Annotated in this window: 7 protein-coding genes and 2 pseudogenes; 5 read left to right on the forward strand and 4 right to left on the reverse strand. The window is 43.7% G+C overall.

All coding sequences use genetic code 11. The annotated features are described in order from the left end of the window. From BW958_RS20635 to BW958_RS08875, 4 genes and pseudogenes are all read left to right on the forward strand, one after another. Positions 1 to 1,110: pseudogene (locus BW958_RS20635) on the forward strand (DNA cytosine methyltransferase); the annotation flags it as partial. Beyond that, positions 1,107 to 2,141, forward strand: coding sequence for a conserved phage C-terminal domain-containing protein (locus BW958_RS08860; protein ID WP_076575384.1), 1,035 nt, complete (start codon positions 1,107 to 1,109; stop codon positions 2,139 to 2,141). The pseudogene BW958_RS20635 and the gene BW958_RS08860, both read left to right, overlap by 4 nt. A 37-nt stretch (positions 2,142 to 2,178) precedes the next feature. Beyond that, complete coding sequence (locus BW958_RS08865) at positions 2,179 to 2,610, forward strand: hypothetical protein (RefSeq protein ID WP_076575385.1); 432 nt, start codon at positions 2,179 to 2,181, stop codon at positions 2,608 to 2,610. A 327-nt stretch (positions 2,611 to 2,937) separates the two neighbouring features. Next, positions 2,938 to 3,410: pseudogene (locus tag BW958_RS08875) on the forward strand (transposase); the annotation flags it as partial. A gap of 926 nt (positions 3,411 to 4,336) precedes the next feature. Here the strand turns inward: BW958_RS08875 and BW958_RS20315 are convergent. Genes BW958_RS20315 through BW958_RS08890 form a run of 3 tightly spaced genes read right to left on the reverse strand, consistent with a single transcriptional unit; the run spans position 4,337 to position 9,231 of the window. Beyond that, a complete protein-coding gene (locus BW958_RS20315) occupies positions 4,337 to 5,530 on the reverse strand; it encodes a response regulator (RefSeq protein ID WP_076575387.1) in 1,194 nt (397 codons plus the stop codon). Then, positions 5,511 to 5,954: a response regulator transcription factor gene (locus tag BW958_RS08885; protein WP_218641751.1), complete on the reverse strand. Its 444-nt coding sequence runs from the start codon at positions 5,952 to 5,954 to the stop codon at positions 5,511 to 5,513. Before BW958_RS08885 ends, BW958_RS20315 begins: the two co-directional genes overlap by 20 nt. Before the next feature lie 7 nt (positions 5,955 to 5,961). Then, complete coding sequence (locus tag BW958_RS08890) at positions 5,962 to 9,231, reverse strand: hypothetical protein (RefSeq protein ID WP_076575389.1); 3,270 nt, start codon at positions 9,229 to 9,231, stop codon at positions 5,962 to 5,964. Positions 9,232 to 10,089: 858 nt separating this feature from the next. On the opposite strand from BW958_RS08890, the gene BW958_RS08900 reads away from it, so the two are divergent. Further along, on the forward strand, positions 10,090 to 12,816 hold the full coding sequence (locus BW958_RS08900; protein ID WP_076575391.1) for an HD domain-containing phosphohydrolase: 2,727 nt from the start codon (positions 10,090 to 10,092) through the stop codon (positions 12,814 to 12,816). A 258-nt stretch (positions 12,817 to 13,074) separates the two neighbouring features. Here the strand turns inward: BW958_RS08900 and BW958_RS20320 are convergent, their stop codons facing one another. Beyond that, on the reverse strand, positions 13,075 to 14,289 hold the full coding sequence (locus tag BW958_RS20320) for a hypothetical protein (RefSeq protein WP_143233058.1): 1,215 nt from the start codon (positions 14,287 to 14,289) through the stop codon (positions 13,075 to 13,077). Between the last annotated feature and the right edge of the window lie 422 nt (positions 14,290 to 14,711).

The following is a 14,711-nucleotide window of genomic DNA, read 5'->3' on the forward strand; positions in this document are numbered from 1 at the left end:
CTCCTTGCCGGCGAAGATTGCGAGCTCGTCCCACCAGGGGGGCGGTGGTCGAACGCTGGTTGTGTGCTTGGCCCCCAAAGAGCAGTCGCGTGGCGCGTCCTCGATGCCCAATATTTCGGAGTGGCCCAACGACGCCGCCGTTTGTTTGTTGTCGCAAGTGCTCGAGCAGGGTTCGATCCCGCAGCGGTACTTTTTGAGCGCGACGGCCTGCGCCGGGATACTCCGCCGAGCAGAGAAACGGGCTCGGTCGTTGCCGCACTTACTGCAAACGGCGTTGGAACGTGTGGTGCAGACGACAACCAAGGACAAGCAGGACACCTGATTCCTGCCGCTGGATGCTGGTGGGATGGTGGGCAGGTAAGCCAGACCCTTGATGCCGTCTTGGCAAAAGGCCAGACAATGCCGGAAAAGAACCGCTTCCCGGCTGTATTGCAACCGATAATGACAGTCCACGGCACCCAAGACCCAGACACCAACACCGAGCTGGCGCATACGCTGGGCCGCAATCAGGGGCAGGAAAATGCTGTTTTAGCCAAATACAACAGCATCAAAGACCACGATCAAAGCGTCATATTCGCTGCCAACAACTGGGATGAACTGGTGCAGGAAAATGCGGTACTGACGCAATTCGGCACAGAAATCGCCGGAACCCTCACAGCCCGGCACGACAGCTCCCCCTGCGCGGATCGCGGCATGAACGTGCTCGGCTATATCGATAGCGGTAACGGAGGGCTGCTGCCTCATGAGCCGATGGGAACGTTAGTTGCGGATTCCCCCAGCGGCGGGGGGCGTCCGTTGCCAGCATGTGTGTACGCAGATCTCGCCGTGCGCCGCTTGACTCCGGTTGAGTGCGATCGCCTGCAAGGCTTCCCTGACAACAGGACGAGAATACCGTTGCGCAAGTATTCCAAAAAACAGGTCACAAAGCTGCGCCCAGACGACATGTGGGAGCTGATTGATGGCGAATGGTGGCTAATGGCCGCAGATGGCCCGCGCTACAAAGCGATCGGCAATTCAATGGCCGTTCCGTGCATGGTATGGATTGGAAAACGTATAGCTCTGCACCTGTCTGAAATAGGCCTTCCCTGTGCGGATGAGGAGGCAGCATGAACACGGTTATCAAATTCCCGGGTGCTGCCGAGCCGGCATCCAAACCTGTTAGCAGAGGAAACAACGTGAGCGAAAATGCCCGCAATGGCTTCCGTCTCGCTTATTCGTCGATGCTGAACGCACCTTGGTACAAGGACGTGGCCAAGAAGTCAGTGTGGCTGCATTTGCTGCTGGATGCGGCCTATGAGAGCTGCGATGTCACCTTCAATGGCAACCGTCTCACAATTCATCGCGGTCAGCTGGCTTGCTCTGCTCGTTCGCTTGGGATTGCGTGCGGAGTGTCTGAGGATCAGGCTCGCCGGGCACTGGATTACTTCGAGTCAGAAGGCGCTATCAGCAGGGTGACTAAGCAGGGGAAGGGCGGTTATACCGTCATCAGCTTGTTAAATTTTGATGCCTATCAGCGCGGAGTTTCGCAACACTTTAGCGCGGAGTATGGCGCGGAGTTTGAGACCGCGCCGGATATGGGGGAGGAGGCAGATCAGCAACTCCGCACTGCGGAGTTAGGTGCGGAGTATCACGCCGAAGATCTTATCATTAATAACATAATAAACTCCGAGGATAGTAAACAGATCTATTGTTCGGTTTCTGATGAAACCAAACCAGCGAAAAAATCAGAGCAATCATCCCCTGATGCTCTGGCTGTTCTGAATCACTTCAACGCCGTATGCAATCGCCGCTATCAGGCCAAGTCAACCACCCTGCAGAACATCAACGCAAGACTGGGGGAGGGCTACACCGTAGCCGATCTGCAACTGGTCATCGACTTCAAGCGCGAGCACTGGTCTGCAAGCCTGAAAATGGCCGAGTACCTGCGGCCGATAACCCTGTTCGCACCACAGAAGTTTGCCGGATACCTGGCTGGAGCTCAGCGCTGGGAACAGATCGGTCGCCCGCACTGTGTGAACGGCGAATGGGAGGGTTTTGAGAGTAAGCGCAAGCCAATGTCCAACATTTCCGCCGCCCAGCAACAGGCCCGCGCCCTCATCGAATCGGGAGCTGTCAGCTATGACGACGACACCCCTCTCTAACGTGACCGCCCTGCCATCCAATCAGGAGGCGCCCGCTATGAGCGCCCGCATGGCTGCGTTTATCGCCGAGGAGCTGTTGCCGCTGATGGCCGGATGCTGGCCTGCCAGTGCCAACCAGCTGGATGCCAATGCTCGCGGCGTGGCGCTGGCGTGGGGTGGGGTGCTACGAGGCTTCACCCCTGGCCAGATCCGTGAGGTTGTGCAGGACATGGCCAGCGATGCTGAACGGCAGTTTGCGCCACGGCCAGCGGAAGTTCGGGCTGAGATACTGCGCAGATTGCCAGCCACAACCACGGCAACGAGAGCGAGCGAACTGGAAGTGTCCATCAGGGCTTGCGAGATGCGGGCGACAGTGGTTGTGCTGCAGCGTGACGGTAGCGTGACAGGCGATGCCGTGCAGGCAGAGCTGGAGCGCTTAGTGTCAGAAGCGCGCCGGTGCGGCGTGACGATAACCGGGAGGATTGGATAGTGCGAAAGACTCCAGAGGAGATGTTGCAGATGGCGGTTCTGATGAAGCTGTATTTGGCTTGGCCTGAACACAGTGAGCGAGATTTACCAGAACTTCCAGAAGGATGGCATTGGGTTCCAAAGGGTGATGAGCGAGGTTTGCGACTAGACATTGGCAGTCCATCACCGGAAGTCCCATATGACTATGACGCTGCCTATTGGGTGACATTACAGATGGTGGCCGAGAGAGCTTCGCTAATTGATTCGAATCGCGGACTCTTGGGGATGATGTGATATTTCCTCCTAAGTCATCATTGCCAATATTTTCGTGATTTGATGAACAGCGCTTGCCACAACCCATGCGATAATCGCTGCCGAAGTTAGCCTGGAGGCGGTGGCGGATAACGAGGTACTACCGAAACTTTTCAACTTTTTACGACGCAAGATAAAACAGGTCAACGCCGATAGGGCATATGACACTAATGCGTGTCATGCGCTACTGAGGAGAAAGAAGGGGGCAAAAGCCACCATACCGCCGAAAAAGAACGCGGCGATGTAGGAGGATGGGCATCCCCACAACGAAGCTGTAACAGCAGTCAAGGCTGGTGAACTGAACTCTCGATAGCCGAGACGTTGATGTACCGCTTCAAGCAACTCACTGGACCGAAACTGAGCCTGCGGGACTACAACGCCCAAGTGGGCGAAATCATGGCTAGCGTGAAGGTCATGAATAAGCTCACAGGGCCTGGTATGCCTTTTCGCCAGCCAGTGAATTTGGTGGTCCCGGCGGACTGGAGAACAGCTATCCAGTTTCGGATTTGATCAACAAGGCCACTTACAAACTGAAGTATTCAAGGGCCTGCTGACCCGGGAGCAGATTCGGCATAGTCCGCAGTTCTATCAGGAAACAGGAGAGTGAAAGGTTTAAGGACTTTACTCAGGAAAAGACGACTCCTGCTGTAAGCCGATGTTGAAGAGCCTTCATGTTGTAAGATAATTTAGGTCGATAGGTGTGTAGCGGCGCAGCCGACTCCAATAGTCCATAATGTTTCGTAAAAAGAGCTTAGAAAATTACGAGTATAAGCAGTTAATGTTCTAACCATAGACACCTCCTCAATGTTGGATTGGCCAGATAGAGCCAACTCAAGGCTAATAAAACGCAACAAAGACAACAGAAGGGCTACAAAGACAAGAAACGCCAAGGGGATTGTCAGTCCCCCACCTATTACCCCGAACGGCCTAAATTATCTCATCAGTATTCTCATACTATCACAGAGGTCTTCGTTTGTAACCTTTCCACTTAGTAAATTTGGGTAAGGTGTTACTATCCCGCGGTGGAGCTCGCCGTAAGGGCTACGAGCTGGGAGTGCAAGATGCTCACGATGGAGCAATATCGACCGGTGTTCGAGCTGGTTTATTTACAGTTGGTGAGGCGCGTTAGGGCAGGGGAGGACTTGCAGGCAGAGGTGTTCAAGAGCCTACCGACGCGAGAGGAGGTTCAGCATAGTGATGAGTTTTATCAGGAGGTAGGAAAGAAGGGGCGGTGGTTTATAGGGGTTATTTATAAAATAATAGCCCCTAGTTATAAGCCGATGTTTAAGATCTTAAATTATATAAAAGAATATTGGGATGTAGATGTGTACCTGTCAGCTGACACATGCTTGCCTATGTGGCTTTGGAAGCAGAAATTGTTCATTGAAGTAAGAAAGGGGGTGCTGGTAAAAACCAGTTTAGTCTTTAGCTTGCTATCATGGGTAAATAGCTACAATCAATGCGGTGATTATTATCGCAGGGATGTATATTGCCTTCAGTCCACCTATTATTCCAACAATGGCGCTTATCCAATTAGACCATCCATCAGTGCTTCTTTGATCTATCATCTCAGGTGCGTCGCCGGTCTCAAAAAATGGTAACCAATATTCATCTATAAATCTATTTTTTTCATTGAAATAATGACTGTGACCACCAGGAAAAAATCTGTTGGTGAATCTATCATTATTGCTCCCTTTAAACCCGACCCTCCCTGCCATTCCTGCTCCTAAAACAAATAACTCGCTAAATAATAGCGGGATATCGTTAGTGCCACAATCATTTACAATTTTAATATCACTTAACTTCAATAGGTTGGTAAAGTCGTATGACTGTTTCAATACGCTGCCAGCTAAAACAAGTAACTTTATGTTTTTAGCTTCATCTTTAGATAGTCTCTCCAGAGTCTTAACAGCGACATACGTCCCAAAACTATGGCAAAATATGTATACCTCTTTGTCTGGATTTTCTCTCAGAATTGTTTCTATCGAGTTTCTAAATCGATTTACCTCACGCCAACGAAACGGAGCCAATAAAAATAGTAGAACTGAAAAAAAACCGTATTTATACGTTTCGAATGCTACATCATCAGTATGGAATTTTATTTTTTCTTGAAGCTGAATTTGCCATTTCCCAGTAGTTCGAATACCATGAATCGTAATGCACACAATTTTCTTTATATTGCATGTGTTTGATATCGATGCAGTTAGTTTATACTGGACTGCATTAATCAGTTTCTGCATCCATTCTCCATCATAAATGGATGCTTCAATAATATGAAAGCAGTATGATTCAAATTCTTTTCTGTAAAGTGAAATATCATCGGTATTGGCAGTTATCCCGATGATAGTATCCGGCATATGTAATTTACGTTTAATGTTTTTTGAGTGAGATCTTGATGCAATTGATGTCAAAAACTCTAAGCCGTTTTTTGCAGATGCAACGTCATCTCGCTTTGGTAATACAACATCTAGTATAAGGATATTGTATTTTTTTGATGAGATGAACCCATGTGCGCTTTGAACGTTATTTGCAATGTCAATATTGTTGTTACTACATAAGCCTTTTTCAAATAACTTAGACTTGATTTTCAGTGCTCTGCTATTATCGTCATCAACTATCAAAATCCGCATTATAAATACTATCCTTAATTGTGTTGTTTATTTCATCTTTCCATTCGCTACTGGCATTATTATAATAAATAAACCCTTTACATTGCTCTGGATAGCTTTCTATTAGTTCTGCCTTTAGTGACTCAAAAGAATAAAGACTACTATCTTCACTAAAGTTTTTATATTGAGTGATAAACATAAAAGGTGTTTCTATTTTTCTTCTGGTGATTTTTCTTGCTATTTCCTTTCCTCCAAATACTCTAAATGTTCCACCAGTATTGTTGTTTGTTTTGTCAAAGGTGGGTAGACTCATGTCTAACAATGCGAAGCTGTAATTGTTTTTCAATAACAAAGACCATGCACTTGTAAATGAATGCGCTTCATCTATGTGAATATTATCAAATGAGTTTTTAATTGATGATATTATACTCTGTCTTTTATGCATGTTATCTTCAACTATAAGTATCTTTATCGTCATAGAATATCTCTACAGTGAAAACATCTTCATTTAGGTTGATAGTTAGGTCATAATGTTTAGATAGGTGCATAAGGTCATACTTTGATTTATAGAGACCAGAGCCTCCCTCTGTAGCAAGAAGCTCGTCTGAACACATCGCGGATAATTTTTCCTTGATTTCATTCAACAAGCCTGAGCTCAGTTCATCTTTTCTGACTTCTGTTATATTGTTATGAATTGAAACTTTAAAGGAGTTTTCTGATAGGCTTGTGGTTTTAACATTTATTAAGTTCTTGTTTGTGCCATGCTCAATGCTATTATTAAAGCAGTTTATTAGTGCTTTAACTAGTGATGAAATATCTTTTCCTTTTACTTCACCTTTAGACTCTCCTTGTCCATATATATTAAACTGAATATCGCTACTCGATATTTTTTCAAAGCATTTCTGCGCAAGTCTGACTACGTCAGTTATTGGCAATGGTTCAAATTCAATATCTTTTCTTAAGTTAAACCATTCACACACGGTCCTTATACTCTCTTTAACATCTGACTGTGCTTGTTGAATCGATATTATAAGATCGTTAAGTGATGTACCACGTTTCTTATAATTTATATCGGAAAGTAATGTGCTAAAAATCACATCAATCTCTACTGCAAGCTCAGCATTAAGTTTATGTTGAATTTTATGGAGATTGCTTTCGAGCTTGTCATTCAACATTTCAATTATTAACTTTGGTGCAGTATTATTATCCAGGGATTCAAATGCAATCGTGAAAAGGTCATAGTTATCTATGTCAAAGCAAAAAACTCTGTCGTGATTCAAGTGAACATCTGTCTTCATCCAGTTCTCAGCCTTTTCTAGTAGCTTGTAGAATGTTGAAGAAAATTTTTTAAGGGAATCATTTATATCGTTAAGGATATGGTTTTGAACTATATCATAGTAATTTATCCAATGCTCATTGTCTTTTATGTTATTCGGATAGTCGCTGTCAAGTTCGCATAGTATATTTTGTTCTTTTAGCTTAGAGCACATAATGTTACTAAAGAAACCATGCCTAATTTCAGAGCTAAGGTTTATGTCAAGTCCAAATTCTGGATTGTTAATATACTCACCTCTTATCAAGTTAAGTAGATTGATTAAATTTCCATTTGCTTTTGATATTTCCTTTGATTCAATGGTTTCAATGAATAATTCAATCTCTGATTGCTTTGAATGTAATATACTATCAGTATCAACAAATATCTTGGCTGTGCTTAGCTTGGCAACACCACTATCAATAATCACACTTTCAATTAGCTGTGGAAATTCATTCGAAAAGGACAAGTCATCAATTAGTTTTCGAACCTTCAATCCTTGTATTATTTTAATTCTTTCTAGAGTTAAATCTATATTGTCATTGAAGCACCCCAGATAATCAATGTTTTCAATAGTAGCTATTTTCTCCAAAAAGAAAACATGCATATCAGAAATTATATGTAATGACTCAAATAATTCACTAGGGCGCTCATGGCCTGAGCTTAGTATGAATTCTTCAAATATATCGTTGAATACATCTTTGCTCAGGCGTCGATTGTGAGTTTTATAAAAATATGCAACTATAACCGCTTCTACACTGAATAATGATTCAGATTCAATATAATTAATGATCTCTGCCAAAGGAAAGCATATGTAACTCTGGGGCGTTTCAATTAACGTCCTTGCTGTAAAATTTAGAAGCTCTCGTTTATTTTGTTTTTTTAGGTGATAGAATACTTTCAAGTCTATGTAGTCTTTATAAATTAAACTTTCTCTTCTATACTCCTCAAGTTTTATCGCAGCCTGGTTATAATTCTCGTTTGTAATATATTCAATTGTTTCATTCTTTATCTCAATTAGGTGACTATGAGGTTCTGTCTTTACGATTGAGAATTCAAAAGGTTGAGAGAATTTACCTGATATGCTGTTAACGGGGGTCGCCTGTTCATATAAGTAAAGTGTCATTAATCCTATTTTTTTGTTATCATCAGCGCCGAAATAATATGGTGATACCTTTAATATGCTCAAAATAATATGCTTGCTAAGTTCTAGAGGATGTATTCTTATTGCAAGTTCATATAGATTTTGCGTAGATGCATTCACATTGTGAAGTTTATATATATTAATTAGATTGCAAATGCTGTCTTTTACTAAGCTAGGGAGTGATTCACTTGGGTTTCTGTTTGTATAAACGTAACTCTTGGCATAAATGCATAGATTTGTGGCTATGTTTTTACATTCGAATACCCTATCTTCTAGTTGGTCAAGGATAATGTTGTACTGACCTTCATTATACAGTTCGATTATATCCTCTGTGAATTTATCAATCGCGCCATCTTTAATTTTACAGTCATTAAGTCCGAGTTCTGTTATGAAATCTTGTAGATGTAATAATACGCTAGATATAGGATTGAAGTCTATGATTGGTTGAGATGTACGAATATCATGATTTATTTTTGCTTGCGTTATCGATTCACCAAGTAATTGATAGAAGTCAATGTAGTTAAATTGTTGTAGTTCATAGTAAACATATGAGGAGTCAATATCGTCATATAGTGGATATGGGAGATGTAATAAGGAGTGTACTGCAGCTAGGAATTTTGCATCGGCATGAATGAATTCTCTGTTTGTTCTCTTTATTTGGTTTTCAATTAGCGCAGTCATACTAGAAGATGTGTGTCTTCTGCTCGCAACCTGAAAGTAACGTTTTTGTGTTGAGTATTCCAGTTCCTCGATTTTTCTTCTAATATTATCAAATTTTAATGGATCTTTTTTCAAGTATCCATAGATTAGAGTCTCCATCGATAAGGTCCATAGGGATTCACTATTTTTTTCATTAAATTGTCGTATTTGGTTTATCGCGCTTTCATATTCGGCGTGAACAGTATACTGGTAGACGCGCCTTTTAAACTCCTCAAATTCTATAAGCTCTTTCACTTTGCTTTTTAGCAATACTCGATATATGGAGGTGATTCGCGCAATATCTACATCTTTATATGAAAAATATGGCTTTGACGAGTAGTTTCTGATGTCTCTTTTATAAAAATTGAACATTTCAGCAACTACATCATTTTTTATTAGTACACCAAGTTGAGTTTCAAAGTCATCATCAGAGCTCTCGTTTATAATGAATGCTATAAAAGCATCTTGTATGGCTTTGTTTTTGCTGCCTATATAAGATCTAGGGTGGAGTATTTTGTTAATAACTTCATGTGATGATTCTGGTTTTGATTTTTTCTTTCTCTTCATTGTTAATTTTTTTCCTGTTAGTCGTGGGAGGGGGTATCAATTATAAACCGTAGTTAAGCTACCGCCCCTAAGTTCCAGCTCCCAGAATGCTGCTTTAGCCCTGTGTTTCATGCAGTATTGCACTGGCGCTCCTTGAGAATCTGAGTGCCGTGTGGGGATGGTATCAAACGAGAATTTCTTTGTTTAGAGTCGAGTGGCCAGAACATGGTCTGAAGAGGTAGAAAATTGAGGTATATCACCATTTAATCATGGTGTTGTACTCAGCAGTCAGGTGGAGTGGTAACTTTATAGGTGCTCAATGGAGTACCTTCGAGGTGTTCAATGAAACGAACCGCATTGCTGGCCATGCTTCTGGCTATCTGCTTCTCTGTCAGCGCCAAGGACCAAGCCCCCAAACACAAAGTGTCAGATGACCAGGTTAAGCAGCAGATAATCCAGGAGTCTATCGACAGCTATCCCGGGAACTGCCCATGCCCATACAACCATGCACGGAATGGTAGCCGCTGTGGTAAGCGCAGTGCTTGGAACAGGGCAGGAGGCTACGCGCCTATCTGCTACAAAGATGAAGTCACCAAGGAGATGGTGAAGGAGTGGCGGGATGGGAATCAATAGCATGAGTAAAACACCTGGGGCGGCACGATGCCGGAGTCAGGAGATAAGTAAATCTGTACACCTCAGTTTTTCGGGCAATTACCAAGATAAATGCTCTATTTTCATAAGATGTTTCGGTATAGATTGGAGATGAAGACACTTTGACCTCTTAATCGAGACAAATACAGAAGACGCGTTTTTTTGAAAAGCTGTATTTTTTTGATGAGTATTCTCTTTTGTTGTGTTCTCACGCACTAAGGTAAGCTCATGATAAAAATTCATCGGTACATGCAATATCGCATGGGTGGGTTAGTTCTGCTAATTGGCCTATTATTCAGCGTAGGTGGCTACTGGTTACTCAGTAAAGTAGCTGAAAATGACGCTGCAAAGGCGTTAAGTCGCATCACCTCCGAGTCAGGTTATGCTGTCGATCGTTTACTCCAGCCAGCAACTATTTTATTGAATCTTCTTGCCAATGTACCTGATCTTAAAACAGGTAAAGAGCAAGACTGGATGCTCCGCCTCCCTGCACAGGCATCAATACTGATCGACAACAAGATGTTGACGAGCATTTATGTCGGCGGCCCTAGTGGCCAGTTTCTGCTTCTCCGTGCTCTACGTGATGACCTGGATCGGCAGCGGTTTCATGTTTCACCCCAGTCTCGTTGGCTAGTGCAGACACAGCGAGTCAATTCAGAGGAGGGCGAGGACCAGTATTGGACCAGTCTGGATGCTCAATTCCATGTGCTGAGTAGACAGCCCGTTGCATCAGGACGCCAATACGATCCGCGGACTCGACCCTGGTATCAAGCTAGTCTTGACAGAGATGTGTTGCTGCGCACTTCTGTATACAATTTTTTCACAACTGGAAAACGCGGCGTTACCCTTGCTAAATACATGGGGGAAGGTTGGGTTATCGGCATGGATATCGAGGTCGAGAGCCTTGAGCCCGAGTTGGCTAGGTTAGCTAAAGAGCAAGCTGCACGTATTGCCTTGCTCGAAAACACTGGCGCAGTAATTTCTGCGGACACCCTCGACAATGGAAAAGATATCTTTTTCACAAAGCTTGTAGCTGCTCCATGGAATTCAGAGGGTGATGCATTCAGTTGGATGATCGATCCGGAAGGGCGATCTTGGTGGGTTGGTACGGCGAAGATCAAGCTTGAGCAGTTCGATGAAATTGAACTTCATGTTGCCGTGCCGAGAGACAGGCTGTTAGCTAAGGCTCAAACAGTTCGCAATGCATTGTTAATGGCAACCTTATTCCTTACGGCTATCACACTGTTACTTGCCCGAAGGAGCGCAAACCAGATCTCGGCAGTGTTGCAGACGCTCGCTGAAAGGGCGAACTCTCTGACCAATTTTGATTTCAGCCGAATTGAACTCACAAATACCAAAATTACTGAAATAGCTCAGCTAGAGACTGGGTTGGAGCAAGCGCGTGTAACATCATCCAATTTTATGAAGTTGCTGGATAAAGTTTCTCGAGAGACTGACTTGGAGAACCTGTTACCGTTGGTGCTTGAAGAGACGAGCAAAGTTGTTCAAGGAGAACATGCTTGGCTTTATATTTATGACTCCGACACGTGGAGTTTGCGGGTACATCGTGGGGGAGAGTCAGATCGCGACTGGCTGGCTGATTGGCTTGCGTTGGATGAGGTAGCCCGCAGAGACAAGCAGCCAACAGTCAAGTCTAACAATGGGCTATTCGCATTGTTCGTGCCGTTATTCGGGCGGCGTGGTCATTTGCTTGGTCTCCTGATCTTAGAGCGCTTAACACCTTTCAGTGATCATCAACGAAATCTTGTCGGGGCGCTTTCTGGTTTTGCTGCATTGACGCTGGAATCAAGAGAACTCATCGCCCAGCAAAAGCAATTGTTTGAATCTTTCATCAAGCTGCTTGCAGAAGCGGTGGATGCCAAGAGTGCTCATACAGGGGGGCACTGCCATCGTGTGCCCATCTTGACAGAATGGCTGGTTGAGCTTGCTGCCAGTAGTGATGCAGCATGTGTTGCCGACTTCACTCTGGACAACGAGATGCGCGAAGCTGTTCATATCGCTGCGTGGTTACATGACTGCGGGAAAGTCGTCACGCCTGAATATGTGGTTGATAAGGCCACGAAGCTCGAGACCTTATACGACAGAATCCACGAGATTCGAATGCGGTTTGAGGTTTGCAAGCGCGATGCAGAGCTCGCGCACTGGTACCTGGCCTATCCTCAGGGCCTACCTGCTTCTGCAAAGGAACAGCTCGCCCACGAATTTCAGGCACTGGATGATGATTTTGCATTTGTTGCTGAGTGTAATCTGGGCAGCGAAAATATGTCTGAGGAGGCCATTAATCGCATCAAGCAAATAGCGGCCAGAACCTGGGTTCGAACGTTGGATGACCGTCTTGGGCTTTCTCATGACGAAATTAGCCGCCGTTCAGGGCGCGATGCTGATCCATTGCCTACTCGGGAATATCTGCTTCGTGATCAGCCGGAACATCAGATCGCGCGTCCGCCTGGACAGGCATTTGGCGCGGATAACCCATGGGGCTTCAAAATGCGGGTACCGGAATTATTATATGACCGCGGTGAGGTGAAGAATTTGTCAATCCAGCGTGGGACCCTGACAGAGGAAGAACGATATAAAATCAATGAACATATTGTGATGACAATCAAAATGTTAGAGGCGTTGCCTTTCCCTCGGCATCTGGCGAATGTACCGGAAATCGCGGGTGGACATCATGAGCGCACAGATAGCGGCGGTTACCCCCGCTCAATACCCGCAGGCTCCCTGAGCATTCCGGCCAGAATGATGGCTATTGCTGATGTGTTTGAAGCGCTAACGGCAACTGACCGCCCTTATAAAACGGGGAAAAGCGTAGAAGCATCGCTCGAAATCATGCGCAAGATGGCGCATGGTGGGCACCTTGATGTTGAACTATTCGAGTTGTTTTCACAGTCGGAGATTCCCGAGCGCTATGTCGAACAGTTTCTGAAGCGTTAATGAAGCTGTGCTAAAAGTGAAGGAGTCGGCATATTCGGACGCTATCTTGAAAACGCCCATGAATGGCAGCCGCTGTAGTAAGCGCAGCGCTTGAAACAGGGCAGGAGGCTAGGCGCCTATCTGCTACAAAGATGAAGTCACCAAGGAGATGGTGAAGGAGTTGCGGGAGAGGGGTCACTAGTGTGAGGAGAACACCGGCTGGATACCGGTGTTTGGTAATAATAAACTGGCCCTAATCATGAGCAGATTTGGGTATAATCATTTACACAGATAGCTGAGTTGTAACTCTAGATCAGCAATAAGCCAATTTACCGATTGAGTTGATATATGCTTTGGTGCTTTGGTAATACGAGATATTGCTAGTGTTTGCCCATGCTTATTTAACTCATCTAGGTTTACTTCTGAGATGACTTTCTCAAATTTCTTTACATTAAAACTCAGAATTGGAAATGCAGGGGATTTTTTATCTTTATACATAACTGTACTAATATTAAACATATCTCCTATGTCGAGCAACTTTGCCTCAGAAGTTACTATATAGGATAAATTCAATTCTGGTAAGTGAGTAGGAGATAGTAGTATTTCAGGTATACGAAGTAAAAGAAGGTCCCATGCAGTAGATAGTAACGCTCTCTTAGCACCTTCGACATCCATGTTTGGCTGAACACTTACGAATTTCCCTGCAAAATTTGAAAAGTAGTACAAGGCAAGGTTTAGCTCTCGAGCTAATATTATATTTAAGTCTTCAATTAAAAACCTTTCAAACTCATAATATTTCTTTATGATGTTTTCTTGGCTCATCTTAGGGTACATAAACTGGATTAACACCATTTTTAATAAACAGGCATATGATAATCTTGTTATTTCTCGATAGTCGTTATTATGGTGGTTTTCTGCGAATTCATTAGCCCATGCTATTCCGCAGTTATCTAGGTCTACAGATTTATATTTATCGCAATAGTGCTCCACAGATTCCTTTTTATATTTTATTACATTATTGTTTATATACTCCTGCTCATCCATACAGTGTAGTTTTAGAATTGATGACAATTTGCCAGATGATGTCTTAATAAATTGTTCTTTTGATGATTTGGAGAAGTTTTCTGTTAGATAGAAAACGGGGTTGTAGTCACAATTTAAGGATGATACATGTACTAAAAAATCTCTTGTTACTAGCTTTGAATTATCATCTAACTTTCCAATGCCAGATACATAACGGTGTAAAATATCTACTATATGTGAGTCAAGCACTAAAGTTTGATAGATGTTGAGTTCTAGCTTTTTTTTGTCAAAAAAATCCTTATTGAAAATGATTGGTCGCTTGCCGTTAAATTGATCAATTATCCCAATCCTTCTGTCGTTGTGCGAAATATCAAAAGATTTTGAGTAGAACGGGGATTCATAAGGAGAAGTTAGGAATTCATATATGTGTGCATTTTCCATTGATTGAGATGAGAAAATATTTTGCATCATAGCCACTCTGTTTCATGCTTATGAACATATGTTCTACACTATTTTGATTGCTATGTCTGTTTTTCTCTTCATATATATTCAGTCGGCATGGTGATGACAGATTTGATTCATCGCTGTAATGGGTTTGTGTAAATTTAGATTCAAGAGGTTAAAGATGACTCGCTTGGTAGTATTAACTTGGGTGCTTAAATATTAACCTGGGAGGGCGATCAAAGTACCGTAGTGATAACTAGGTAATGCAAAAATTTTCTAGGAGTCCATCGACTGCTATCCCGGAAGCTGTCCATGTGTCCCAACAACAACGCGAGGAACGGCTGCGCCTCAAGATAGCACGTTAATACGACTAACTGCTACTGCTCATCAGACCTTCTCATGAGCCACCATCCGAGATAATCAAAGTCAGCATCTTACAGGAAAGGCTT

It is taken from the genome of Aeromonas sp. RU39B (assembly GCF_900156095.1).
Taxonomy (GTDB): Bacteria; Pseudomonadota; Gammaproteobacteria; order Enterobacterales; family Aeromonadaceae; genus Aeromonas.